Source organism: Homoserinimonas sp. A447 (assembly GCF_054489325.1).
Genome location: NZ_JBTMWW010000001.1, coordinates 1018324 through 1042528 on the forward strand (window position 1 = coordinate 1018324; position 24205 = coordinate 1042528).

Annotated in this window: 24 protein-coding genes; 10 read left to right on the forward strand and 14 right to left on the reverse strand. The window is 63.8% G+C overall.

Features of this window, described 5'->3' with window-relative positions; translation table 11 throughout:
• Positions 1-33 precede the first annotated feature (33 nt).
• Entirely contained in the window at positions 34-501 is a 468-nt protein-coding gene (locus ACX3O0_RS04945) for a carboxymuconolactone decarboxylase family protein (protein WP_459106969.1), read from the reverse strand.
• Between ACX3O0_RS04945 and ACX3O0_RS04950 the strand changes: the two genes are divergently transcribed.
• Entirely contained in the window at positions 450-1148 is a 699-nt protein-coding gene (locus tag ACX3O0_RS04950; protein ID WP_459106970.1) for a CGNR zinc finger domain-containing protein, read from the forward strand. The two genes, ACX3O0_RS04945 and ACX3O0_RS04950, sit on opposite strands and share 52 nt — an antisense overlap.
• A 48-nt stretch (positions 1149-1196) precedes the next feature.
• Positions 1197-1520, forward strand: a complete 324-nt coding sequence (locus tag ACX3O0_RS04955; protein WP_459093467.1) for a GNAT family N-acetyltransferase — start codon at positions 1197-1199, stop codon at positions 1518-1520.
• 18 nt (positions 1521-1538) lie between these two features.
• On the opposite strand, the gene ACX3O0_RS04960 is transcribed toward ACX3O0_RS04955, so the two are convergent.
• Both ACX3O0_RS04960 and ACX3O0_RS04965 read right to left on the reverse strand, forming a co-directional pair.
• A complete protein-coding gene (locus tag ACX3O0_RS04960; RefSeq protein WP_459106971.1) occupies positions 1539-2705 on the reverse strand; it encodes a hypothetical protein in 1167 nt (388 codons plus the stop codon).
• The gene (locus tag ACX3O0_RS04965; protein ID WP_459106972.1) at positions 2693-3349 is read right to left on the reverse strand and encodes an RNA polymerase sigma factor; all 657 of its coding nucleotides are present in this window, start codon (positions 3347-3349) and stop codon (positions 2693-2695) included. Before ACX3O0_RS04965 ends, ACX3O0_RS04960 begins: the two co-directional genes overlap by 13 nt.
• A 98-nt stretch (positions 3350-3447) precedes the next feature.
• On the opposite strand from ACX3O0_RS04965, the gene ACX3O0_RS04970 reads away from it, so the two are divergent.
• Complete coding sequence (locus ACX3O0_RS04970; protein WP_459106973.1) at positions 3448-3777, forward strand: PASTA domain-containing protein; 330 nt, start codon at positions 3448-3450, stop codon at positions 3775-3777.
• Here ACX3O0_RS04970 and ACX3O0_RS04975 read toward each other — a convergent pair.
• On the reverse strand, positions 3716-4126 hold the full coding sequence (locus ACX3O0_RS04975; protein WP_459106974.1) for a winged helix-turn-helix transcriptional regulator: 411 nt from the start codon (positions 4124-4126) through the stop codon (positions 3716-3718). The genes ACX3O0_RS04970 and ACX3O0_RS04975 overlap by 62 nt on opposite strands.
• A 68-nt stretch (positions 4127-4194) precedes the next feature.
• Here ACX3O0_RS04975 and ACX3O0_RS04980 point away from each other — a divergent pair, with 68 nt between their 5' ends.
• Positions 4195-4890 carry an NADPH-dependent F420 reductase gene (locus ACX3O0_RS04980; protein WP_459106975.1) on the forward strand — a complete coding sequence of 232 codons (696 nt, stop codon included), beginning with the start codon at positions 4195-4197 and terminating at the stop codon, positions 4888-4890.
• A gap of 45 nt (positions 4891-4935) precedes the next feature.
• Complete coding sequence (locus ACX3O0_RS04985; protein ID WP_459106976.1) at positions 4936-5979, forward strand: LLM class flavin-dependent oxidoreductase; 1044 nt, start codon at positions 4936-4938, stop codon at positions 5977-5979.
• Here ACX3O0_RS04985 and ACX3O0_RS04990 read toward each other — a convergent pair.
• Both ACX3O0_RS04990 and ACX3O0_RS04995 read right to left on the reverse strand, forming a co-directional pair.
• Entirely contained in the window at positions 5966-6586 is a 621-nt protein-coding gene (locus ACX3O0_RS04990) for a TetR/AcrR family transcriptional regulator (RefSeq protein WP_459106977.1), read from the reverse strand. The genes ACX3O0_RS04985 and ACX3O0_RS04990 overlap by 14 nt on opposite strands.
• Before the next feature lie 8 nt (positions 6587-6594).
• Complete coding sequence (locus tag ACX3O0_RS04995; RefSeq protein ID WP_459106978.1) at positions 6595-7776, reverse strand: FAD-binding domain; 1182 nt, start codon at positions 7774-7776, stop codon at positions 6595-6597.
• A gap of 91 nt (positions 7777-7867) precedes the next feature.
• On the opposite strand from ACX3O0_RS04995, the gene ACX3O0_RS05000 reads away from it, so the two are divergent.
• Entirely contained in the window at positions 7868-8674 is an 807-nt protein-coding gene (locus ACX3O0_RS05000; RefSeq protein WP_459106979.1) for a DUF1206 domain-containing protein, read from the forward strand.
• Positions 8675-8794: 120 nt separating this feature from the next.
• Here ACX3O0_RS05000 and ACX3O0_RS05005 read toward each other — a convergent pair whose 3' ends face one another.
• The 4 genes from ACX3O0_RS05005 to ACX3O0_RS05020 all read right to left on the reverse strand — a co-directional run bounded on the left by ACX3O0_RS05005 (position 8795) and on the right by ACX3O0_RS05020 (position 12215).
• Entirely contained in the window at positions 8795-9700 is a 906-nt protein-coding gene (locus ACX3O0_RS05005; RefSeq protein ID WP_459106980.1) for an oxidoreductase, read from the reverse strand.
• Between the two features lie 96 nt (positions 9701-9796).
• Entirely contained in the window at positions 9797-10831 is a 1035-nt protein-coding gene (locus tag ACX3O0_RS05010; protein WP_459106981.1) for an SDR family oxidoreductase, read from the reverse strand.
• Positions 10828-11532 carry a DUF4386 domain-containing protein gene (locus ACX3O0_RS05015; RefSeq protein WP_459106982.1) on the reverse strand — a complete coding sequence of 235 codons (705 nt, stop codon included), beginning with the start codon at positions 11530-11532 and terminating at the stop codon, positions 10828-10830. The genes ACX3O0_RS05010 and ACX3O0_RS05015 overlap by 4 nt, the downstream gene beginning before the upstream one ends.
• Entirely contained in the window at positions 11529-12215 is a 687-nt protein-coding gene (locus ACX3O0_RS05020; protein WP_459106983.1) for a TetR/AcrR family transcriptional regulator, read from the reverse strand. The genes ACX3O0_RS05015 and ACX3O0_RS05020 overlap by 4 nt, the downstream gene beginning before the upstream one ends.
• 77 nt (positions 12216-12292) lie before the next feature.
• On the opposite strand from ACX3O0_RS05020, the gene ACX3O0_RS05025 reads away from it, so the two are divergent.
• Positions 12293-12871, forward strand: coding sequence for a hypothetical protein (locus ACX3O0_RS05025; RefSeq protein ID WP_459106984.1), 579 nt, complete (start codon positions 12293-12295; stop codon positions 12869-12871).
• 182 nt (positions 12872-13053) lie between these two features.
• On the opposite strand, the gene ACX3O0_RS05030 is transcribed toward ACX3O0_RS05025, so the two are convergent.
• The 4 genes from ACX3O0_RS05030 to ACX3O0_RS05045 form a co-directional block, all read right to left on the reverse strand.
• A complete protein-coding gene (locus tag ACX3O0_RS05030) occupies positions 13054-16236 on the reverse strand; it encodes a type I restriction endonuclease subunit R (RefSeq protein ID WP_459106985.1) in 3183 nt (1060 codons plus the stop codon).
• A 108-nt stretch (positions 16237-16344) separates the two neighbouring features.
• A complete protein-coding gene (locus ACX3O0_RS05035) occupies positions 16345-17532 on the reverse strand; it encodes a restriction endonuclease subunit S (RefSeq protein WP_459108448.1) in 1188 nt (395 codons plus the stop codon).
• Positions 17533-17537: 5 nt separating this feature from the next.
• A complete protein-coding gene (locus ACX3O0_RS05040) occupies positions 17538-19214 on the reverse strand; it encodes a class I SAM-dependent DNA methyltransferase (protein ID WP_459106986.1) in 1677 nt (558 codons plus the stop codon).
• A complete protein-coding gene (locus ACX3O0_RS05045; RefSeq protein WP_459106987.1) occupies positions 19214-21277 on the reverse strand; it encodes a hypothetical protein in 2064 nt (687 codons plus the stop codon). The genes ACX3O0_RS05040 and ACX3O0_RS05045 overlap by 1 nt, the downstream gene beginning before the upstream one ends.
• Before the next feature lie 197 nt (positions 21278-21474).
• Here ACX3O0_RS05045 and ACX3O0_RS05050 point away from each other — a divergent pair, with 197 nt between their 5' ends.
• The 3 genes from ACX3O0_RS05050 (at position 21475) to ACX3O0_RS05060 (ending at position 24138) form a co-directional block, all read left to right on the forward strand.
• Positions 21475-21972, forward strand: a complete 498-nt coding sequence (locus ACX3O0_RS05050) for a hypothetical protein (RefSeq protein WP_459106988.1) — start codon at positions 21475-21477, stop codon at positions 21970-21972.
• 26 nt (positions 21973-21998) lie between these two features.
• Positions 21999-23015 carry a TM2 domain-containing protein gene (locus ACX3O0_RS05055; protein WP_459106989.1) on the forward strand — a complete coding sequence of 339 codons (1017 nt, stop codon included), beginning with the start codon at positions 21999-22001 and terminating at the stop codon, positions 23013-23015.
• A 115-nt stretch (positions 23016-23130) separates the two neighbouring features.
• Positions 23131-24138, forward strand: coding sequence for an EcsC family protein (locus tag ACX3O0_RS05060; protein ID WP_459106990.1), 1008 nt, complete (start codon positions 23131-23133; stop codon positions 24136-24138).
• The last annotated feature ends 67 nt before the right edge of the window (positions 24139-24205 follow it).

Genomic DNA, 24205 nt, shown 5'->3' on the forward strand with positions numbered 1-24205 from the left:
TTCACGATCGTGTCGGCCAGTCTCCCAGAGGCGTTACGCTGCATCGACCTGGCCTACGGTGCCCGGCAGCACGACAGGAAAGTCGATGTCGGTCTTCATCGCCTTGTTGAAGTAGTTGGTGAGCGTGTTCAGCCCGACCGCCGCGATGACCTCGACGATTTCGGCATCGCTCAGTCCGGCCGCGCGAGCTGCCTCGAAGTCGGCATCGGCAATGTCACCGCGAGTGGCATTCACCGCGAGCGCGAACGAGAGGATGGCGTTCTCCTTCGGGTCGGCGGCCGAGCCTTCACGCGCCGACAGGATGTCTTCCTCGTCGAGCTTCGCTACATGGGTGGACGTGTAGGTGTGCACCGATAGGCAGTACCCGCACTCGTTTGCCTCGGCAATCGCCAGAGCGAGTCGCTCACGAGTGGCGGCACGCAGCACGCCACGGCCGAGCGCGCCCGACAGTGCGAGGTAGCCCTTCAGCGCGGCCGGGCTGTTCACCATGGCCCGCGTCATGTTCGGCACCGCGCCCATCGCCTGCTGCGTGGCGTCAAGCTGGCTACGCGCGCGGCGCCCCCATCCTCGGAGAGAGCTTGGCGCTCGACTTGATGAACACCAATTACGCCTCGCGCGGTAAGCCGGCAGAGGCTCTCGGTTCACCGGAGCACGCGACCGCGTGGGTACGGCAGGTGGCCGACCGGCTGGCAGACGCCGGTGCACCGTCGGCCATCAAGGTACGGATCCTCCAGGATGACCTGGATGCGTTGCTCGAGTTGCGCAACGCGGTGCGCGGGATCGCCGCTCGTGTGGTCGCCGGAGACGACCCGGACCAGAACGATGTCGACTGCGCCAACCGCCTGGCCGCTCTATCGCCACGTTGGACGTCGATGACGTGGGGGTCGGGCGCCGGTGCCAAGAAGATAACGCAGACCGCGGGGGTGCCCCTCGACCAGGTGCTCAGCGCGTTGGCCGGCGATGCAATCGAACTGTTTTCGGGTTCGGACGCCGTACGCCTGCGGATGTGCGAACGCCCGGGCTGCGATTTGTTCTTCCTCAAAGACCACCCGCGACGTGAATGGTGCACCCCGGCGTGCGGTGCGCGGGTTCGAGCAGCGCGGTCCTATGCGAAGCGCGTCAGCAGCCAGCGCGCACATTCCGCCTGACGTGTCCTAGTACGCTCCTCATTCAGTTGAACATGCTTGAATCGAGTCATGGATGCTGCCGAGGATCAGGACGAGTTCACCATCGTTGCCGTGCCGGAGAAGAACCGCTACGAGATGCGCGATGGCGAGAAGGTGGCGGGTTTCGCCGAGTACATGCTCACACCCGACCAGATCGTGTTCACACACACGGTGATCGACAAGGAGTACGGCGGACGGGGCCTCGGCTCCAAGCTCGCCAGGCATGTACTGGATGATGCGGCGAGCACCGGTAAACGGATCGTGCCGGTGTGCTCGTTCATCGCCGCCTACGTGAAGAAGCACCACGACTGGGACGAGTTCCTCGAGCCGTCGGGCAGCGCTCCACCTAGCTGAGCGAATGCTTCCAGCCGGCTAAGGCGCTTCGCTGACCACCTCAGCGGTGAAGGTACTCGACCTCCACGGGATCGTGCTGGGGTAAAGGGCGGTTCCGTCTGCCTTCACGGGGGAGGGGGCGAACACCCGCTGGCTGAGCAGCGTGCCGGTCACCGTGTCGATCGTGATCTCACGAAGGCTGGCAGCCTCAGGCTCATCGATGGCATCGTCGGCGGTCGCCACTGTGGCATCCGGCAGACCGATGGTGACCGTGGGGTGCCCGTCCTCGGTGGTGCCTTCGTCGGAGATGACGATGCCCGGGATGGATGCCATGGCCCTCCAGATTTGTCCCCGCTGGGCTGCCGGAAAGAGATTCCAGCGAAGGTCGATTGCCATCAGGTCGAATGCTGAACCGTCGTCGCCTCGCATCCACTCCTCATCTTGGGCTTGCTGCCGGTACCAGGCCATCAGGTCGTTGGGGTCGGATGGCATCGAGTCGGCCAGGTGGAGGCGCGGGCTCCACGTGCCGCGGTAGAGATTCTTGGTTTTGAGGAATCCATCACGGAACCGCAGAACGAGGTCCTCACCCGGATAGGCCCCGTAGATGAACGACATGCGCTCCTGGCGCCCCTCGGCAGCGCCTTCTCCCCAGGACTGGAGCACCTGGCCGCCCAACGCCTCCGGAGTGGTGTCCATCACCCACACCCATTCATCGGCACGGTTGGCCGGAATGTACAGCTCGGATTCGGTCCGCTCGAGCCACCCCCACGTGGCGGTGCGATCAATATCGACAGCGCCCCGGAACACGTTGGTGAAAACCTGTTCTGTCGTTGTGGTGACTTTGAGAAAGCTGCCAGGCCCGACAACGGGATCCGCGGCGGCTTCACTGAGGGACGCCGTCTCCAGGAGCACCTCCGCAGCGCTGGCGCTGTCCATGGGCAGCGTTACTTCGGGAAAGCCCGGAACGGTAACGCCGCCGGAGAGGTTCACCGCGACCAGAGCCACGGTGAGTGCGGCGGCCAGGGGAATCCCGGCTCCCCAGAGCACCCGTCCGCGATGACGGATGCGACGGCGCGGCATGCGCTGCTTCGGTGCAACTTCGCTGGCGGCTGCTTTGGCGAGAAGGTCGCGCGTTCGCTGTGTTGCGGAGTCGCTGGGACCCTCGATGTCGCTTCCGATGCTTCGTAGCAAAGTCAGTTCGTCCATGGGTTTGCTCCGTTCTCATTGATGGTTCGGAGGGATACCATCCGGTTCGGCACCTCTGCGCCAGATGGGCCGGCGGCTCCGTCCGGGTCGAGTCGCGAGCTTGATTCTCGGGCTGAGGTCGCGTTCCTCATGCGTCGTCGCGCCCTGTTCAGTCGGGACTTGACTGTGCCGATGGCTGCTCCAGTGGCTTCGGCGACGCCTTCGTAGTCCAGGTCGCCCCAGGCGTAGAGGAGCAGGGTGTCGCGGTCTGCCTTGCTCAGAGCAGCAAGCGCGGGACCGAGCCCGCCGACGTGGGCGATGGCATCCAGCCTCGCATCCGCCGACTCGAAGGCATCGGCGGCGACGTGATCAGCAGGGACCGCGGCGATGAGGGCGAAGCGACGCGTTTCAGCGGCAAAGTGCCGGCTCACGAGGTTGTTTGCGATCCCGTAAAGCCAGGGCCGGGCATCCGTTCGTGTCAGGTCGAACCGACTGCGTCCCCGGAACGCCGTGAGGAACGTTTCGCTCATCACATCCTCAGCAGTGGTGTGCCCAACTCGGCGCGCGACGTACCGGTAGATGACGGACCCATGACGCTCGAACAGGTCACCAAAAGCAGACGGGTCGTCGAGGGAGCGCCGGATGATCGCATCGTCTGTGGTCACACTTGGTATTCCTCGCTCGCCGCGTTTGTGTTCACGGTATCTTGCTGGCGGCTCTGGGAGCTCTTGCCGCAGCTGACAGCGTGCGGGATCCTTGATGGATGGCGGCATCCGCACGCAAGCTGGTCGAGGTTCCGGAAGTGGTGGGCCTGCCCTTCCACGTCGGTCGCGACCTTGCCACCGAGGCGGGAGTGACCCTCGCGAACATCGACCCGGATGGGCCGCCCATAGGCGCGCTGGCCTGGCCGGGGTTGTTCTACATCTCCACCCAGGATCCGTTGCCCGGGGTGTCTGTGCCTGAACACGACTCAGTCAGGGTCACAGTGGTCGAACACGGCGAAGCACCCCGGACGAGTTCGCGAGAACCAGCTAACCCTCCCGCGCTCGACGCTCATGCCGAGCGGGAGCCGGATCCGGAGCTGTTGACCTGACATTTCCGGATGATTGCGCATCCGCCCGTTCCCTGCTCCAGCTGACCAATGGGTGCAGCAACGAGATCAGTTGCCTGCCGGACGCGGTGAGGACATAGGTGATCGACACTGGAGTAGTCGGTCGCACGTCGCGAACGATGAGGCCCTCGAGCTCGAGTTCTCTGAGCCGCGAGGTGAGAAGCCGATCGGAGATTCCCTCGACGAGCGCACGGTACTCGGAGAACCGGCGGGCGCCCCTCGCACCGGCCAGGAGGATCGCCGCGTTCCACTTGCGGCCGGCAAGCTCGGCGGATGCCTGGAACCTGCGGCATTCCTCTTCGTCGATGCGGACGAACTCGGTGTCAGTCATTCTGTCCTCACTAACTATTGGTAAGTAGCTTACCTCAAGTTGGCGTTGTCGGGTGCAGCTTGCGATTCTTGAGTACCTCAGCAGGAAAGGCGCTCATGGTCAGCACCATCGCAATCCTCGGCGCGGGCCGGGTCGGATCGGCGATCGCGCGCACGGCGTTGGCCGCCGGCTACTCCGTGAACATCGCCGCTTCCGGCCCTGGTTCAGACATTGCCCTGTTGGCCGAGATCGTGGTTCCGGGCGCCCGCGCCAGGTCGGCGGCTGAGGCAACAGCCGGCGCCGACCTGGTTGTCCTGGCCGTGCCCCTGCACAAGTACCGCACAGTGTCGCCGTCCATACTGGCGGGCAAACTGGTGGTCGACACCATGAACTACTGGGAACCGATCGATGGCAGGCTCGATGATTTCGAGGCGGATGCTCGGAGCAGTAGCGAGATCGTCAGCGATCATATTTCGGGGGCGACGGTTGTGAAGACGCTCAACCACATCGGATACCACGAGCTGGAAAGCGACTCGCGCCCGTTCGGTCACGAGCACCGGCGGGCACTCGCGATCGCCGGTGATGACGAAGATGCGGTCGACACCGTCGCCGAGGTCATCGACCGGTTCGGCTTCGACCCGGTCACATCCGGACCGCTTGCGACCGGCGCCGCGTTCGAGCCGGGTACGCCGATTTTCGGTGGGCGCCACTCAGCCAACGCACTTCGGGCAGAGATCGGGCTGGCTTGTACAGCCGCATCTCTGAGCGGCGCTGGGCGTCGCTGACCTGCACCGAACATCCGCATCATCACCGACCTCTTGGAGAACATCATGGAAATAGGCGCCTACAGCTTCGGCGACACCCAACTCGACCCGGCCGGGGGCACTCGGCCGACTGGCGAGGCGATCCGCAACCTGTTCGAAGCGATCGTGCACGCGGACCGGGCCGGACTGGACTACTTCGGCGTCGGCGAGCACCACACCGTGAGCATGCCGGCATCGTCCCCGGGCACGGTCATCGCCGCAGCTGCGGCCGCGACCAGCAGGATCGTGCTGGGAAGCGGCGCCAGCATCATCAGCACGGATGATCCGGTGCGGGTGTTCCAGCAGTTCGCTATCGCCGACGCGGTTTCCGGCGGCGGGCGGGTGGAAATCACCGCCGGGCGGGGGTCCTCAGTCGAAACGTTCCCGCTGTTCGGCTACGACCTGCGCGACTACGACCGGCTCTATGCCGAGAAACTCGACCTGCTGATGACCATCAACAACAGCGACTCCGAACAGGTGACCTGGTCGGGCACCGTTCGCCCCGCGATCGATGATCTGGCCGTGGTTCCTCGACCGTTGGGCGGACGCCTGCCTCTCTGGCTTGCTACCGGCGGTAACGCGTCGTCGTCCGCGCGCGCCGGCACCCTCGGATTGCCGATCTCATACGGGATCATCGGGGGAGAGCCGCACCGCTTCGCTCCGCTGGCCGAGCTTTACCGCCGCACCGCCGCCCAGGCCGGTCACAAGGGGAACGACATCAAAGTCTCGGTCGGAGCCCTCGGGCTGATCGCCGCCACCAAGAAGGAGGCGCTGGAACGCTTCTACCCGGGTTGGCACAACCTCAACATCGAGATGGGCCGGTTGCGCGGCTGGGGCGCACCCGACAAGCGGCAGTATGACGCCCAGGCGACCGCCCCGGGCGCCTACTACGTGGGTGACCCTGACGATGTGGCCGAGCGGATTGTTCACCTGCACGGCTACATGGGTCACATGCGCCACTTCCTCCAGATGGACATCGGCGGGCTGCCGCACGAGCACTTCCTCGAGTCCCTGACCTTGCTCGCCACCGAAGTGAAGCCACGCGTAGAGCGGCTCCTCACTGCGAAGTGAGGGCGCGGCGCATCATGTCGATGAGCGTGCGCGCTGCCTGTTCTAGCTGGGTGTCGCCCAGAGTCTGGGTGATCAGCCAGGTGTCGATCGCCTGGCCCATCCCCATGGTGACGGCGAGGATGAGTTCCACCGGGACGTCGGTGCGCACCGCGCCGATGCGCTGGCCGGCGACGACTGTCTGTGTGAGCCACGGCAGCATTTCCTGCTCGGCGTCGTGCTTTGCGTCACGCAGCGGCGGTGTCCCCGGCCCGGTGAGCCAGTCGCGCAACAGCGAGGCGGCCTCGGGCGATGCCGTCAGCATCCGCATCAATCGCAGGTAATAGTCGAGCAGCGTCGCCCAGAATTCGTCCGGATGCTGTGTGTCCGGCACCGGCAGCGGCCCAACTCGCTGAAGAAGCGCTTCCAGCTGCACGCGGATCACGTGCGCGTACAGGTCCTGCTTGTCGTCGAAGTAGTAGTACATCGACCCCTTGGAGATTCCCGCGGCTTCGATGATCCGGTTCAACGATGCGTCGCTGTATCCGTGGGCGGCGAACTCCGCCAGTGCAGCATCCAGGATGGCAGCCTGTTGCCTTGCAGGGAGTTTGTGGAAGCGCGGACGGGTCATAAGAGCATTCAACCGGTTGGCGGCGGCGGAAGCTGGATGGGATCGCGCAGGCTGCGCCCCATGGCCAGCTGTGCGATGAACGGGACAGCCATCAAGCCGACCACGGTGTTGCGCAGCAGCACCTGCATGCGGTTGCGCGGTGCGAAGGCTACACCGAGACCGATCGCAGCATCCTGCTTGGTGCGTACGAGTGGCGCCAGTTGTCGTTCGTACGCCGCGAAGGCTGCCCGGTAGTCGTCTCCTGCCTCATGCAGTTCGGCCGCGAGAACGTAGGCCTCCACCATTGCGAGCGCGGAACCCTGACCAGCCAGCAGCGACGGGCAGGCCGCGGCATCGCCGATCAGCGCAACGCGGCCACGCGACCATGACGGCATCCGGATCTGGCTTGCCCGGTCGCAGTAGAAGGTGCGCGCCTGCGGCATCCGATCCAGGATGTCCGGAACCTCCCATCCGACCTCGGCCAGACGTGTGCGGAGGAGTTCCTGCTGCGCCTCCACATCATCCGTAGGTAGGTCGCCGTCATGGCGGAAGGTGAAACAGAACATGGTCGTGTCGTCGCGCATGGCGAAACGGAGCGCCTGCACGCCGACTTCCGTATGGGTCACAGCAACGAGTTCGTCACGCGGCCGATAGCCCTGGACGTCGAAAACAGCGACGGCAATGCCGAGATCGCGCGCGAACTGCTCTTCCGGCCCGAAGGTCAGCGACCGCACCCGGGAGTGGAGCCCATCGGCGCCAACCACGAGGTCGAAGTCCCGCTGCGTGCCGCTGGCGAACTCGACATGCACGCGGTCGCCGTCGTCGTCAAGCGTGCGCACAGTGTCATCGAAGATCGTCTCGACCTCGCCTTCCAGCGCGTCATAGATGGCGGATGCCAGGTCGGCGCGTGCGATGCTGACGTAACGGCCACGGACGTTGTCGATGAGACGGCTCGGGTCAAGATGGGAAATCCGCCGGCCGGTGGTGGACACTTCACGCAGTTCGCGAATTCGGTAGCCCTCGTCCATCAGGCGCGGGACAATCCCCATCCACTCCGCCACGTCGAACCCGGAACCCCAAAAATCCACGACGTAGCCGCCCTGCCGCAACTTTGGTGCGCGTTCGACCAGTGTCGGCTCGTGTCCGGCTTTGCGCAGCCAATATGCGAGCGCGGGGCCGGCGATTCCTGCGCCGACGATCAAGACCTTCATGCGGATCACCGCTTTCGACCATTGGTTAGACCAGTGGTCTAATTCTAACGCATGTTGGCCGGTGATCAAGCCTGCTGGTTAGGGTGAAACCATGTCAAAAACCGGCAAGGTCCGAGATATCGCTACGAAGGTTCAAGACAATGCGGCGATGCGCGCAGCGGCCCGGGTCGGGTTCGTGGTGAACGGCCTGTTGCACGTGCTCATCGGCTTCATCGCTGTGGGGGTGGCGTTCGGCACTGGGGGAGAGGCAGACACTGGAGGTGCCATGTCCCAGGTCGCTGCAACTCCGGGCGGGTTAGCCGTCCTGTGGGCTGTGCTCGTCGGGCTGTGGGGGCTGGCGGCCTTCCAACTGCTCGAGACGGCACTGGTCACCGGCGTGGACAAGGATTCCTGGGGAGCGCGGGCCAAGGAGGGCGGGAAGGCGATCGCCTATGCCTTCGTTGGCGCAACAGCGCTCAGCTTTATCGTCGGTCGTTCCTCCGACAGCGGTGATCAGGCGAAGGGGTTCAGCGCGCAACTGCTTTCATCCCCGGGCGGGGTCCTGGCCTTGCTGCTGGTCGCGACCATGGTCGCGGCGGTAGGCGTGTACTTCGTCGCCAAAGGCATCCGTCAGCATTTCTTGCACGACCTCAACCTCCCCGGCGGAACCACCCGCCGTGTCACCGTCGTCATCGGAACCGGCGGGTACGTCGCAAAAGGCATCGCAGTGGCGGTCGTCGGTATCCTCTTCGGGCTGGCCGCCCTCTCCGCGGATGCGAGTGGGGCCACCGGACTCGATGGAGCGCTGAAGGCCCTTGCGGCTCTGCCACTCGGCACCGTCGTGTTGTCGGTTATCGCCCTCGGACTCGTTTCGTACGGCGTCTACTGTTTCGTGCGGGCGGTCCATGCGCGTCTCTGATCACGGGCTGCCTACAGTCGCGGTACCAATCGTGATCTACGCACTCATGCCGCAGCTTCACTGTGTCCGCAGGGCAATAATCGGCCGCCAACACAACTGATTGGTCAGGGCCCGGGTCGGTTACCGGGTAGCCGGAAAGGTGACGCCTGTGAGTTCCTCCGAAGCCTCCCACAAACGTCGGGCAGTAGCCAGGTCCTTCGCCGCATCCGAACGACCGACCAATGTCGGTGCGCCAGTCATCTCTCTGGCGTTTCCCGGCCCGGCATAGCTTCCGCCGGGTAATTGGGCAGTGGCCGCGAAGAGAGTGGGTGTAGCACCGCCCGCAGCGTCTTGTGCGAAGAGGCGGACGACGACCGCTCCGATGAACGTCATGATGGCGCTACCGGAGTGGGAGCCTAGGTTTGTCGCAGCCATGCCCGGGTGCGCCGCCATGGCAAGGACTGTCGAGCCCGAAGCTTCAAGACGTCGCTGCAACTCGATTGTGAACAGCAAGTTGGCCAGCTTCGACTGTGCGTAGCCAGCCGAGCCGTTGCCGTACTTGCGGCGCTTCCAATTGAGGTCCTCGAAGTCGATGGTTCCCGCTCGGTGGGCCCCACTCGCAACGGTCACAACGCGCCCGGTGACATAAGGGACCAAGAGGTTGGTAAGGGCGAAGTGACCCAGGTGGTTGATTCCAAGCTGGAGCTCGAACCCGTCCGCGGTCCGGCCGAGCGGCGGGATCATGACGCCGGCGTTGTTGACGAGCGTATGAATGTCACCGCTCCAGTCTTCGGCGAACTGTCGAACCGATGCGAGGTTCGCGAGATCGAGGCGTCGGACCTCGACTGACCCACCGATCACGGCGGCTGCCGCATGCCCCTTGACTTCGTCCCGCACGGCCAGCACGACGTGTGCTCCGTGGGCTGCAAATGCACGAGCGGCTTCGAAACCGATGCCGCTGTTCGCGCCTGTGACAATCACGGTTTTGCCCGTCAGGTCGGGAGTCTGATCGATCGTCCACTCAGCGGTCCGGGTAATTGTCTTCACGGCTTTGTCCCTTTCGTGGGCTTAGCGCTGCGGCGGAATCGCCTTGGCGTACGTTGTACATTACAGGATAATGTACACCGTACGCAAGCGCGAATATCAGGTTCGCGTCGCTGCTGGCCGGCTCAGGTATCGAGCCCAGCGCGAGAGCGCATCATGCACATCCGGATGTCGTAGCCCGTGGCGTCGGGCAAGGTCCTCTGCTTCCGTGTGTGGGTATCGATCTTCCGCTAAGAAGCTCAACGTTTCTCTTCCGACGCCTGATAGCCACGGCGGAAGCAGCTTCACCAGAGGGACTGGAATTCGCAGTCGCGGTGGCTTTACGTTAAGTTCGGTCGCCAGGAAGCGGAGCATATCGGGAAGGGGTGGAGTGCGGTCATCCAATACCCAGTAAGAGCGGTTCTCTGCGTCGGCGACCCGCGGGACGAGGGCCATGAACGCCGCAAGGTAGTCCGCTGTGACGACAGGAAGAAAGGTGCGGTGATTGCCGACAAGGGCACGAAGCCGACCTGCGCTTAGCTCCACGACGGTGGCCGCTAGCCCAATCGTCTGGCTGGACTCTCCAGTCGTTGAGTGACCAATTACTGTCGCCGGGTTCAGCACCGTCCACGGCACACCGAGCCGCATGGCGGTAGAGCGGACAACTGCGTCGCCTTCCACCTTTGACGCCTCATATGCACCGAGGCGGGCATAGCGCTCCGATCGCTCCTCGTCCGACCAGGGGACCGGCTCTCCGTCACGGCTCCCGACTCGGTAGCCCGATACGTGCACTAAGCGCTTCACGCTGCCGAGCCGCGATGCGAACTCCACTATTCGTGCCGGCCTCTCGACGTTGGCTTCACGCGCATGCGCAGCTGCCATCCCGAATGCGTAGGCGCCAGAGGTGTTGAAAATCTCGTCGACTTCGAGCGACCCGTCGCGCAGCCCTATTCCCAGCGCGCCCAGGTCCACCCTCGCCGTCCTTACCGGGCGACTGGCATGGTGGTCGACAAGCCACTGCTGAAACGGGCGGGGGTCGTTGCCGTCGCGCACAGCGACTGTGACGTCGACGCCTTGCTCCAGTAGTTCCTTGACTAGCCACCGGCCGATGAATCCGCTCGCTCCGATCACCAGCGCACGCCGGTCAGCGGTCACAGCAGGAGCGCTATTCCGGTTGCGACCAACCAGACCGACCACAGGATGTAGACGGCAGGGGTGGCGGATGCCGCGACGCGCCACCCCTTCACTTCGAACGGCCCTACAAACTCCAGTGAGCACAGCACCAGGGCAGCACCAATGACGATACCCACGATGCCAAGCCACCCTGGGACGTTGGAGCTCTGGAGGATGCCCACGCCAACGAGGGCGCTCCAGCCGCCGGTGAACAGGAAGCCGAGGTGCTCGCCCACCGCGACCCCTAGGTAGCGGTTGAAGGCCTGAAATACGATGTCGATGGCTTCTTTGCGGGCTGGCGAATCGGCATCCGCTGACTCACGCGCGAGGTACGGCACCAAGAAGGGCCAACGGATCAACCCGAGAAACTGCACCACGCTCGCAATGACCCCAGTGGTCGCTGCCGCAAGTGCGAGCCACTGGGGTACGCCGTCCAGCGACGCGGACACGAGAATCGCCAACGGCGTGAGCATCACAGCCGTCAGGGCGAATCCCCACCACAACAGAACCAGTCGCGAGCCGCCGTCGCGGAATTTCTCCAGAATCTCCGAAGACGGTCGCCGAAGGATGTCCGGATAGTCGAAGGTGGCCGCTAGGGCTGCGAACGCCGCGTTGAAGGCTAGGGGGATTGCGATGAGAAGGATGCCGGCGACCGTGGTGATGGCTGGGTCAATGGGTGTCATTGGATCGCGCCTCCATCGCGTTGGATGTTGCTGACGCCAGTGACAAGCTGGCGGAGAACGAATTTGTAATGAGCATCGCTCCCGTAGTTGGCCAGCTCGCTCGCAACGGACAGGGTCAATGGAAATTGGACTGAGGGTAGCCTCGCCAGCGAGGCGGTCAGTTCGGCCTCGGGATCGGTTGCCGCTCGTGTTGCGTCGCGAGCGGTGTTGAATGCGAACCAGCCATAGTTCAGCGCCAGGATTCCGCTGAACGTCGCCACAGACTCCGCCCCAGTGATGCCTCCGCGCTGGAGGATTCTCAGTGCGGTTTCACCGATGACGGTCGCGTTGACTCCGGGGTTGGAGTGCGTGAATAGGGGGACGATGGCCCAGGGATGGTCCGCCAGCACCACCCGGTGAGCGGTCGCGAATGCTGCGAGGTCGGCTTGCCAATCGTCCGTGGGAGCGTTGACTTGGATGCGGCCGAGGACCCGGTCGAGCATGGCGTCGATCAATTCGTCTTTGGTCGCGAAGTACCGGTAGAGCGCCATGGGGGAGGCCCCGATCTGTGTGGCTACAGCGCGCATGGTGAGCGCTTCGAACCCATCGCGTGCGACATGTTCGGCGGCTTCCAGAATCTCGTCGGCGTTAACGGAGCTGCGTGGCCGCCTCGGGCGGGGAGCTGCGGATTTCTTTTCTGTCATCGCTTGACTCTTTCTTCGTGTACGGCGTACATTATGACTTCACGTACACCGTACACTATCTTTGAGGAGAATCAACAATGAGCACGACATCCACAATCACAGCAAGGCCCCCGCAGGTTCGCCCGCCGTTCCGCACCCTTCTCATCTGGATGCTGAGCTTCCTTGCTATACCCATCGCCGGATACCTCGGCACGTTCCTGGTCGGGCGCGTTGACAATCTTGCGTCGGCCATACTCGGCGGAGCATTGGTTGGCGCGATCGTCGGTTTTTCACAAGCACTCGCGAGCAGTCGGCGCCTGGACAAGTTCACATGGACACTCGCATCCGCTCTGGGCACGGGCGTTGGAGTTGCTCTCGGAACCCTCGTCGTCGGCTACCGAACATCCCTTGCCGATCTCGTTGTGGGTGGCTTGATCACCGGTGCGGTCATCGGACTGACCCAGGTGCTCGCCCTTCCGCGCCAGGCCCGCTTTCGTTGGTTGTGGGCACCGGTCACTGCTGCACTGTGGCCACTTGCCTGGGCTGTGACGACTCTGGCCGGCATCAACGTCGAAGAACAGTTCATCGTCTTCGGCGCAAGCGGCGCATCGGTTTACACACTCCTCGCAGGACTGACCCTGCTCGCCCTTCGCCTTCCCTTACGCAAAAACGGCTGAACCCCCGAAACCGGGGGTTCAGCCGTTCACGATGTCCTGGGAAGACTTGGGCGCATGACCACGCTGATTCAGCCATGACACGCAGGTACGTGTGAGTCCGATGCCATCCGCGAGGGCAGCGGCAGCAAACTCCCGCCCGCAGTCTCCAACGGGCATAAGGACTCCTTTCGGTCTAGGTTCAGCTACGCGGCACGTTCATCGGCATACCGAGGCGCCAGCTGCTCCATCTGTTCCATCACGAGTTTGATTGCTTCAGGCTGCTTGTCCGGCGGATACCCATTGCTCACCAGCAGTCGCTTGATGGATGACCGCAACTTAGCTTTCACGTCGTCGCGTACGGTCCAATCGGTGCGCACGTCGCGACGCATCACGTCGACCAGGTCGCGAGCGATCTGCGCGAGGACCCCCTCGCCCTGCATCTGTACGGCCGACTCGTTCTGGGATACCGCGTCGTAGAAGGCGAGTTCGTCGTGATTTAGCGGGGGAGTGAACCGTCCGCCGCGCGATGCCTCCTCAGCCACTTCTCGCGCCAGCTCCACCAGGGCAGCAATCACTTCGGCGGAGGTGAGCTGCTGGTTGGTGTACTTGTTCATCAGTTCGGTGATGCGCTCCGAGAACGCGCGCTGGCGAATCACGTTGTTCCGGGTAACGGTTGCCGACTCCTGCAGGAGGGCCGCACGCAGGGCTTCAATCGCGAGCTGTGGGTTGCGGGCTTTCTGCGCCTGCTCGGCGAAGGAAGACGTGAGTTCGCCGAGCGAGGGACGCGGCATCCCGGCCGCTTCGTAGATGTCGAAAACCTCTCCAGTAGCCGTTGCGTCGTCGATGAGGGCGGTCAGCAGTCGCTGCACCTCAGCCGGCACCGGTTCGCCACGCGCCTGACGGTCGCGGGCATCGAATTTCGCCATCCACACGCGCACTTCTTCATAGAACGCGATCTCGCCGTGCAGTTCGGCCAGGGTTTGTCTCCCTGAAGCGAGCGCCCACGCCCGCGCCAACTGGCTGGCCGCCCGTCGATACTGAGCGGCCAGCGTTTCACTGCCAAGTTCGGGATCGTTGGCCGGCCCGACTTTGCGAAGATAGTTGGTGGCTCCGCTGGCCGCGTTGATATACGCCTTCGGCCCTCCGGCCTGCCACACGGTCTTCCAGTCATACCCCGCGAGCAACTCACGGATGCGGTCGACCAGCTCCAGCGCCAGCGTGGCCGCCTCGTCGACGTCACGCCCAACCGGCTTCTCGGCTTGGTCGCGCACGGTGTACTCGGCGAGGGCCTTAGTCAGGTTGTCCACCAACGGTGCATACGCCACCAGCAGCCCGTCTTTCTTGCCGCGGAATGTGCGGTTCACCCGGGCCAGCGTCTGCATGAGCAACGCTCCCTTGAGTGGTCGGTCGAGGTAGAGGGTGTGCAGGGGCGGTGCGTCGAACCCGGTGAGCATCATGTCTTTGACGATCACGATCTCGAGTTCGTCTTCGGCATCCCGCAGCCGGTTCTTGATGGTGTCGTTTTGGGAGGCGCGGCGCACATGCTCGACGACCGGCGAGGTGTCGGATGGCGTGCCGGAGTAGACCACTTTGATGCGGCCGGCGCTCAACTCGTCGGAGTGCCACGTCGGTTCGAGAGCGATGATCGCGTCGTACAGGCGGGCGCAGATCTCCCGGGTGGCGCCCACGATGAGTGCCTTCCCCGGGCCTTCGATGAACGGTCGCATCCGTGTGCGGCGTTCGGTCCAGTGCGCGACCAGGTCGGCGGCGAGGGCTTCGATGCGTTCCGGTGCTCCGTAGACGGCGTTGACGACGGCGACGGATGCTTCGAGCCGGGCTCGTTCAGTTTCGTCGAGTCCGATGGTGACTTCGTCGGCGACCGCGTCGATGTCTTCCTGCTGGATGTCGTCGGCCAGCGCGACTTTGATGAGCCTTGGTTCGAAGTAGACGGGCACCGTGGCGCCGTCGTCGACGGCACGCGTGAGGTCGTAGATGTCGATGTATTCGCCGAAGACTTCGCGGGTGTTGCGTTCGTCGAATGAAACCGGGGTGCCGGTGAAGGCGATGAGGGTGGCGTGGGGGAGTGCGTCTCGCAGATGGCGTGCGTAACCGTCGAGGTCGTCGTAGTGGCTTCGGTGTGCCTCATCGACGACGACGATCACGTTGCGGCGGTCGGTGAGCAGCGGATGCTCGGTGCCGGCGGCGCGTTCAGCATCCGTCAGCCCGAACTTCTGCAGCGTGGTGAAGTAGATGCCGCCGGTGGTGCGGCCGGTCAACTCTTCGCGTAGCTGGCTGCGGCTCTTGATCTGCTGCGGTTGTTCGGGCAGCAGCAGGCTGCGGTCGAACGTCTGGAAGAGTTGCCCGTCGAGTTCGGTGCGGTCGGTGATGACGACCACGGTGGGGTTCTTGAGCTTCGGGTGTCGCGAGACGAGGTTGGTGTACAACTCCATCTCCATGGACTTGCCCGACCCTTGCGTGTGCCAGACGACTCCGGCCTTGCCGTTGGAGTTGACCGCCTGCACCGTCTTGCCGACGGCCTTGGAGACGGCGAAGTACTGGTGCGGTTTCGCGATCCGCTTGATGAGACCGTCTGGGCCTTCGTCGAACGCGGTGAAGTTGCGCAGCAGTTGCAGGAACCGTTCCTGGTTGAACACGCCCCCGAGTGCGTCTTCGAGCGGAGTGATGACGTCACCGTTGGCGTCGGTTCGGTTCTGCGCGACTGGTTCGCCGTCGTCGTCGACGTTCCAGGGGGCGTAGTGGTTGAGCGGGGTGAATGGCGTGCCATAGAGGGCGTCGGTGCCGTCGCTGACGAGGGTGAGCACGCTGAACCGGAACGCCATCGGGAACTCGCGTACGTAGGTCTGTAGTTGGGCGTGCGCGGATGCGACCGTAGCGCTGACCGCGCCCGCCCTCTTCAGCTCGATGATGCTGAGCGGCATGCCGTTGACATAGAGGACGAGGTCGAAGCGGCGAAGGTAGTCACCCTGGCGGAGAGTGACCTGGTTGACGGCGAGCCAATCATTCTCGTGTGGCTCGGTGCTGATGACGCGGATGGTGGCGTTGACTTCGCTGCCGTCGGGTTCCAGGTAGGAGAGCCTGTATCCGTCGACGAGGATGTCGTGGATGCGGTGGTTTTCGGCAACGGCATCTTGCGACTTGGGGCTGGCAATCTCGGCGAGCGCCTGCTTGACGTACTGCGCCGGAATCGTCGGGTTGAGCCCCTGCATCGCCTGGAGCAGTCGTGGGCGAATCAGCAGTTCGTCCCAGCTGGCACGCTCGTCGGTGCCCGGTGCGATCTGGTCGCCGGTCTTCGGTAACCAGCCGAGTGGTTCGGCGAGCGTGTCGAGGGCCAGTTGCTCCCATGCGGCTTCACTGAATCCGGTCATACCCGTCACTTCTCCTCGGTGTGCACGGATTTTCGTGCATGCCTGAATGCACGAATATCCGTGCACTGCCGATTGTGGGGATTTCGTACCCGACATTGTGACCAGCCATCATGCGCCGACCTCCGCGGCTAGTTTCTCGGCGCCACGCACTCGAAGCTTGCCAGACATGAGCCGGGGGAGGAGCGCGTCGCGGGTGGCGGCGAGACTCAGGCTCTCACGATCAGCGCTGGCTGCAGCTGCCAACAGCGGGCTTGCCCTGCGGGCGAACCCATGGAGGGTGGCCTCGTCAGGAACGGGCACAGCGAGGGCCTCAACGTCCCCCTTGCTCACGTGTTGTTGCGCAGCGCCTGTTGCATGGCGGAGAAGCTCAGTAGTGCGGTGGCGAACGGCAAAATGAAGCCAATCAGTCAATCCAGCATCGTCTGCCCAAATTCCAACGAGCGACTGATTGCCAGCTGCCTCAATCTCCAACCGCGACACCTGGCCTAGTGTCGCCCCAGTGATGGCAACGACAGTCGCAGACCGAGGCATCAACTTCGCGGCACTTTTTCTCAGAGCATCTTCAGTGATCATCTCAGTTGGCGTCAGGATGCGATCGTCGTTCGCTTTTCCGGAGTTCAGCCAAGCGACGGTGCCATTAGCCCAAAACGCAGGCTCGTCTCGGGATGGCGTGCCGCCCAAGACGACCGTCGCAGTGGAACCTAAAGCCTTTTCATTGGACTGACCAACGGCAAGTGACTGACGAAATAGCTGCGTTGCGAGTGCGAAACTCGACGCTGCAAGCTCGGCGTTAATGTTGATCTTGTCGTCGAGAGCGCCCAGTACCTCCGCGATCGCGATTTGTTCGCTGAGCGGGGGCGTTGGAACTCGAACTCGTTTTAGATCGCTGAGATTCAGGGTGGACTGCACAGTCGTGTTCAGCAGCGAGTTGATCTGGCTCTGACAGGTCGGCGATTCGAAGGCCAACTGCAGCCATTGAGCGGTTACCTTCTCACTGCGCAGCACAGCAACCGCACGCGCGACGTTCCACCCAGCCAAAGAGTAAGGAACCACGGCAGCCTCCCCGACAGTGCCGACAAGCGATAGAACGAGCTCACCTCCGCGCAGAAGAGTACGAGAGTGCCTGGCTGAGATCTCTTGCGCCACGCGCATCGGTGCGCTCGTGTCGATCACGCCATTTCGAATGTCTTTCACCCGAATGATCGGAACGCCGCTCGGGTCATCGGTGCCAGGCTGCACCACGCCATACGACACCTGCCCGTCAACAAGCAGGTCTTCGAGGGGAACGCTTGTCATTGGGCTCACAGCACCCTCCCCAGCTGCTCGCGGACTACCTGGGCCAACCGCTCCGACTCGTCGAACTGCGCATACAGTTCCGTCGTCAAGCGCTCGAGCTTCTGCTCGATGGGCTCGCCGTCGTCCTCGACCTCGGCGGCACCGACGTAGCGGCCGGGAGTGAGCGCGTAGTCCGCGGCCTTGATCTCGGCGAGGGTCGCGGAGTAGCAGAAGCCGGGGATGTTGGCATATTCCGTTGGAGTCTCGACAGGCTCGACCAGGGGGGTCTCAATACGCTCGCTGGCGCTCGCTACTCGACTCGCAGGGGAGGGAGTGCCGCGCCAGGCGTGGTAAGTGTTCGCGATCTGCGCGATGTCTTCGTCAGAGAAGGCACGCTCGGCCCGGTCCACCATGTGGCCGAGGTTACGGGCGTCGATGAACAGCACCTGCCCGGTGCGGTCGATCGTGCCAGTCGGCCCGGCAGCCTTGTCCTTGGCGAAGAACCAGACGCACACCGGAATGCCAGTGGAGCGGAACAACTGCGTCGGCAGTGCCACCATGCACGACACCAGGTCGGCCTCAACGATCTGCGCCCGAATCTGCCCTTCACCGCCAGAGTTCGACGACATCGACCCGTTCGCCATCACCACGCCTGCTTCGCCGGTCGGAGCCAGCTTCGACAGGATGTGCTGAATCCACGCGTAGTTCGCGTTGTTCGCCGGCGGCACGCCGTACCGCCAGCGCGGGTCCGACTCGTTGCGCGCCCAGTCCTTGATGTTGAACGGCGGGTTCGCCATCACGAAGTCCGCCTCGACCTCCGGGTGCAGGTCGCGCGCGAACGTGTCACCCCAGCGCGGCCCCAGGTTGCCGTTCAACCCGTGAATGGCAAGGTTCATCTTCGCCATCCGCCAGGTGCGCTCGTTCAGCTCCTGCCCGTAGACCGAGATGTCGCTGCCTTCGCGGTCGTGGGCCTCCAAGAATTTCTCCGCTTGCACGAACATGCCGCCCGAACCACAGCACGGGTCATACACTCGCCCGCGAGAGGGGCGCAGCACCTCTACCAGCACGCGCACCACACCGGCCGGCGTGTAGAACTCGCCGCCGCGTTTACCCTCAGCCGCCGCGAACTTCTCGAGGAAGTACTCGTACACCTCACCGAGCAGGTCCCGTGCACGGGTCGCACCATTGCCGGTGAACCGCGCCGTGTTGAACATGTCGACGAGTTCACCAAGGCGCCGCTGGTCGACGTTGTCGCGGTTGAAGATCTTCGGCAGGGTGGCCGCCAGGGACGGGTTGTCCACCATCAGGGCATCCATCGCCTCATCGATCAGCTGGCCCACCTGCTTCGGAGCCGCACCTTCGATCACCGGCAGCCCCTTCGCGTGCTCGGCCAAGTGCGCCCAGCGGGCGGCCGCCGACACCCAGAACACGCCGGCACCGGTGTACTCGTCGGGGTCGTCGACGAACTGTGCGATCTGCTCGTCGTCCATGCCGCTGGCCGAAAGCTCAGCGCTGATTCGTTCCCTTCGCTCCTCGAAAGCGTCCGACACGTACTTGAGGAACACCAGCCCGAGGATGACGTCCTTGTACTGCGAAGCGTCCATCGACCCGCGGAGCTTGTCGGCAGCCTTCCACAGTGTGTCCTTCAGCTCCTTCATCGTCGACGGCGCAGCATCCGCCTTGACCTTCGTTCGTGCGGCCATCAATCGGTTCCTTTCGTGAGCGAAACGGCGCCGCTGGTAACGGCATCGGTGACGAGATGTTCAAGTTCGGTGAGCTGCGCGACCCGTTGCTCGGCGTCGGCACGGGCAGTACGGATACTCGCCAAGGCGAGCTGGAGCGGCTCCCGCTGCTGCTGTCGCACCCGGCGTAAAATCCATCGACGCCACTCGCGGCTACGCGCCGTCCGGATGTCCGCTGCCAGCAGCTCGGGGAGCACACCGGCACTATCGGCACGATCGATCCGCAGCACACGGGCAGGGTAGGCAACGACGGCAGACCCCTCGTCGTCAACCAGAGCGCGGGGAACCGGTCCGGAGCTGAAGACAACGTCACCCGGCTCGGTGAGACGGGCATTCGGATGCAGTTCAGCAAACCGCAGCCGGTCGACGGTTCGACCACCGACCGCTGCCCCTGCAAGTTCCGCATCGCCGATCACCGAGAAACCTGCGCCTGTGCTCAGTTCCCCCGGGTCGATACGGGTACCTGGGACGTAACGAAGGCGACCCTCCGACAGCAGCGCACCAATCGACGCGGATGCCATGGGCGGCGCCGAATCCGGATGCACCGACCCGGCATCCAGCGGAGTGCCCTCAGCCAGCGCCGCAATAAGTGCGTCAACTCGCGTAGCCAAGCCATGCGCATCCGCCTGCCTTGCTGACACGACGGCGTTCAACGCCCCCGCCTCACCGAGAATTGAGCCTGAGCGGGCGAGCAAACCACTCGTGAGGGTGAACCTGGCGAAGCGGAACGCATGTGCTCGGACGGCGCTGCGGTCGCCCATGGCTGCGATCACATCACTCACCAGGTCGTGCTGCACATCCGGTGTCAGGTTCGCTTCGGTCAGGTCTGCGAGCATCGTCCAGCGCTCAGCGAGGGCGATCTGCCGGTGCGACGGACCGAGCACCCACAAGGCAAGAGACTGCCTGGGATTCGCCGTTACCAGGCCCCGAGGCAGGCGAACTATCGCACGAACGCGACCGGTGCGGATGACGTCGCTGCGAAGCGTTGATGCGGAATCGGAAAGCCCGCCATCGCAGAGCACCGAGGCAGGAGCAAGCACAAGCGCACGCTGCTGGTCATCCATCTGCAACGCGAGGTTGTCGATCGTGGCGAGCACCTCGTCGTCGTTCGAGCTGCCTTCCGCCGGCAGCTGAACGATGTACACCACCGGGCCATGCTCGTCGGGTTCGTCGCTTTGCACAGAAAGTCCCGCGCGGGCGATTCCATGGGCGAGAAGACGCCGACGCAACAGGCGCGCTGTGCTGCCACCGGCATCCGTTGGTCCTGTATCGGATGTCAGCATCGTCACGTCGAGGTGTTCGGGCGCCTCACCGGCAATGCCCACCACAAGGTCAGCACCGGCTCCCGTCGGGTCAGCAAATACGGGGGAGTCGGGGTCAGCGGCAGGGTTGGTGCGGGCGAGCTCCAACGCCGCCGACTGCACCAGAGCGGATGCCGCAGGCGCGAGAGCCGAACGGGTGAGCTCGCGGCGCCCGTCACGGAACCGCTCGGCCATCACGGATTCGAATGCTGCAGCCGGGCCGTAGGCACCATCGACGAGCACGTCGACGAAACGGGCGAAAGGCTCGAGATCGTCCTGCGCCTCCAGCTCACTGAGCAGGAAGGAGTCGTCCGGATCCACCCGTTCCGCCAAGTCGAGAAGCGCTGCCCGGTCGAGACTTCCGAGCACACCGTCGTTGGCGCTGCGTAACGCGATCAGCGACGTCGTGGTGTCGAAGGCACGCGTGTCGCCGGGAGTCGCCGTGTCGAGACGCGCGAACACCGCGGCATCCGCCACCGGATCAGGGTTGTTACCCCGGCCGGTCGCAACCAGCCAGTCGGCGATCGCCAGGGCATCGAATCGCTCCTGACCCAGGTCAGTGGCGATGGGGGCCGGGAAAGGGGCATCGGATGCTGCGGAGCGAGTGCGCCACATTGATACCACCGGGCGTTGGACCCGGGCAAGCCGGGCAATTCCGGATAGCGAGATGCGCAGGTGCGGGCTCGTGGGGGTGGAACTCTGCGTCGTGGCATTCGTGGCCATGCGTCGCTCCTCCCGTATCGATGCTGCTTCCGTGAGCCGAGAGTATCGCGGATCCGTCCTTTCTAGTTCGCTTTCGCGATAACACCCCTTATCAATGCATTCTGTGACTCGACCGGAGTTTGCTGTGACTCTCGTTTCGAGACCACGAACAGCACTCAACATCGTGACCTATTCACCACTGATCAAAGGAGTTCCAGATGTCGGACACCGACGCGTCACATGCGGCAGCAGTGCCCGAATCCACCGATCCAGTGGCGCCTGACGCGAGCGTTCCACAGAGCACTCGTCATCTCGCATTCGGCGCCGCAGGCATGGGAATCGGGCTCGTGGTGGGCCTGGTCTTGGGGTTTGTCGTTTTACCTATCGCCGGCTCGCTGTCCGAAGAGCTGGCCCCGAGTCGTATCCCAGGGGCATTGGAATCGTGTGATGTCGAGAGCGACCCGTGGATCACCGCAGGCGACAACGGAAACAGTCTCTCCTTGCAGAGTTCCGGAGACGAAGCGGCGGGGGCGGACGTCGGCGACATTGTCTGCGTGCTGGACGAACTCGATATTCCGGACAGTGTCCTCACGCGGATGTCCAGCACCCGCGCGTTGGACGGACGGCAGGCCGGCGAATGGGACGAATTCTCCGCCTCTTGGGGCTACCACCCCGACAACGGCCTCGATGTGGTCATCGAAACCGTGCAGAAGTAACCACCGCACTCGAAAGGAAAAACATCATGACTGACCAAACCCTCAACAACAGCGCGCAGCCCCTACCGGCACCACCGGCATCCGCGCCTGTCACAGGCGAATCCAGCAAGACATTCATTCTCACCTGGCTGTTCGCCTGGTTCCTCGGCGGCATTGGAGTCGACCGTTTCTACCTGGGCAAGGTCGGCACCGGGTTGCTCAAGTTGTTCACTTTCGGAGGTTTCGGGGTGTGGTGGCTAATCGACCTCATCCTGGTGTTGGCCGGAGCGCAGCGCGACAAGGCTGGCCTGCGTCTGGCCGGATATGACCAGCACAAGAAGGTTGCGCTGATCGTCACGGCAATCGCCGTCGCCCTGGGGATGATCATCGGAACGTTCAACAACGCGAACGCGACGCGCGATGACACCTCCATTGACACGGTCGGGGCGGTCGAACAGCCCTCAGAAGTCGAGCCCGCAGTCGAGGAGCCGGCTGCGGAGGTGGAGACCGTTCAGGGCTGGGCAGACCGCACCTACGGATCATTCGTTGCCGAAACTCACACCGGAGCTGGGGACGATCTCATTACCCTGCCCGTCGGGGTGACCGCTGGAATCGTAACCGCGACCCATGATGGGACGTCGAATTTCTCGCTTTCCGTGCTTGACGCTACCAACCAGCCCACCGGCGACTTGCTCGTCAACACCATCGGCAACTACACCGGTACGACCGTCTACGGCTTCACGTCGTTCGGGGAAGGCACCACGGTGCAGGTCAGTGCCGACGGGAACTGGTCAGTGACACTGGCGCCCGTCTCGAGTGCTCCGGTAGTCGCGGCAACCGGAGTCGGCGATGCGGTGTTCCTGTATGACGGCTCCACCGGCAAGCTGACCGCAACGCACGACGGTTCGCGCAACTTTGTGGTGAGCGAGCAGACCGATGACGCCTTCCACTTCGGACTGCTCATCAATGAGATCGGCGCGTACTCGGGCACGGTCCCGCTGGCTGGTGGGCCGTCTGTCATCTCGGTGAATGCGGATGGCGGGTGGACGCTGGCGGTCGAGTAGTCCGAGCACAAGACTGGCGCGCCGGGCGGGGGCCGGCGTGCCAGTTGGCTTCACCCACGCGACGGCCGGGTAGGCCATTATGAACCCAGGGAATCACAATTGAAGGGGAACCTCGATGAGCAGTTACATCGATCCAATCGTCGTCGGCGCAACCCCGATGAGTCCGTACGAGCAACAGGTATGGGACACGCTGAGCAAGCACTGGCAGAGCCGCAGCAACCGTCGCGGTCTGCCGAACTGGGCCAGCACCGCAATGGAGCGCACCGGCGAGTTCGGGAGAAACGCCGCCAACCGGATGACCGACGCGGTGCCAGAGACCATCAAGAAGCCGGTGCGTCGAGCAGGGGGTGCGATCGCCGACAAGGTCGCACGACCCGCAGTTGATGCTGCAGAGGGGCTTCTCAACCTCGTGAACGACTGGGCCCTCGACCTCAACGATCCGAAGAACGTGGAGAAGCTCGCCAGAAAGCGCGGGCTCGAACTCAACAGTTTCACCGAACTGCGTCTGCAGGACCTCAAGGTCTGTGACCGGTTACTGACCCGCAATACACTCAAGTGGCGCACTGCTGGCGCGTTCGAAGGTGGCGGCATGGGCATGCTGGCGTTGGTCCCCGTCGCCGGGATTCCGGTCGCGATCACAGCCGACATCCTCGTCATTCAAGTGCTGAGCACCGCAATCGCATCTCGCATCGCATACTCCTATGGCTACGACGCCAAGGACCCAGATGAGCAGGCCTTCATACAACGTCTGGTGCGCCGGTCTTTCATAGCGCAGGCTGCCAAAGCCAAACCGTTGCGTGAGGCAGCACAGGCGGCCCGTGCGATCAAGGGACGCGTGAGGTGGTCAGCCAAGCTTCGCGCAGACCACCGCCTCGTGGTTGCCCTTGAAAAACTGATGCAGCAACTAGGTCCGGTCGGTGCCAAGGTTCCGGTCCAAAGTGTTGCCAAGGTCGTGCCGTTTGTGGGGGTCCTCATCGGCGCAGGCATGAACGCAGCCATCCTCGGCAACGTGGCCAAGGACGCTAAGCGGTACTGCCAGACCCGGTTCCTCTGCGACAAGTATGGGCTGCCGCTTCCCATAGCACTGGTGACTGATCCGGACCCAGAGGTCGACGCCACGTAAGGCCGCAGGCGGCGACGCCTCACCCGATGTAATTGGAGCCATCACGATCCCATCCCTACAGCAAGAC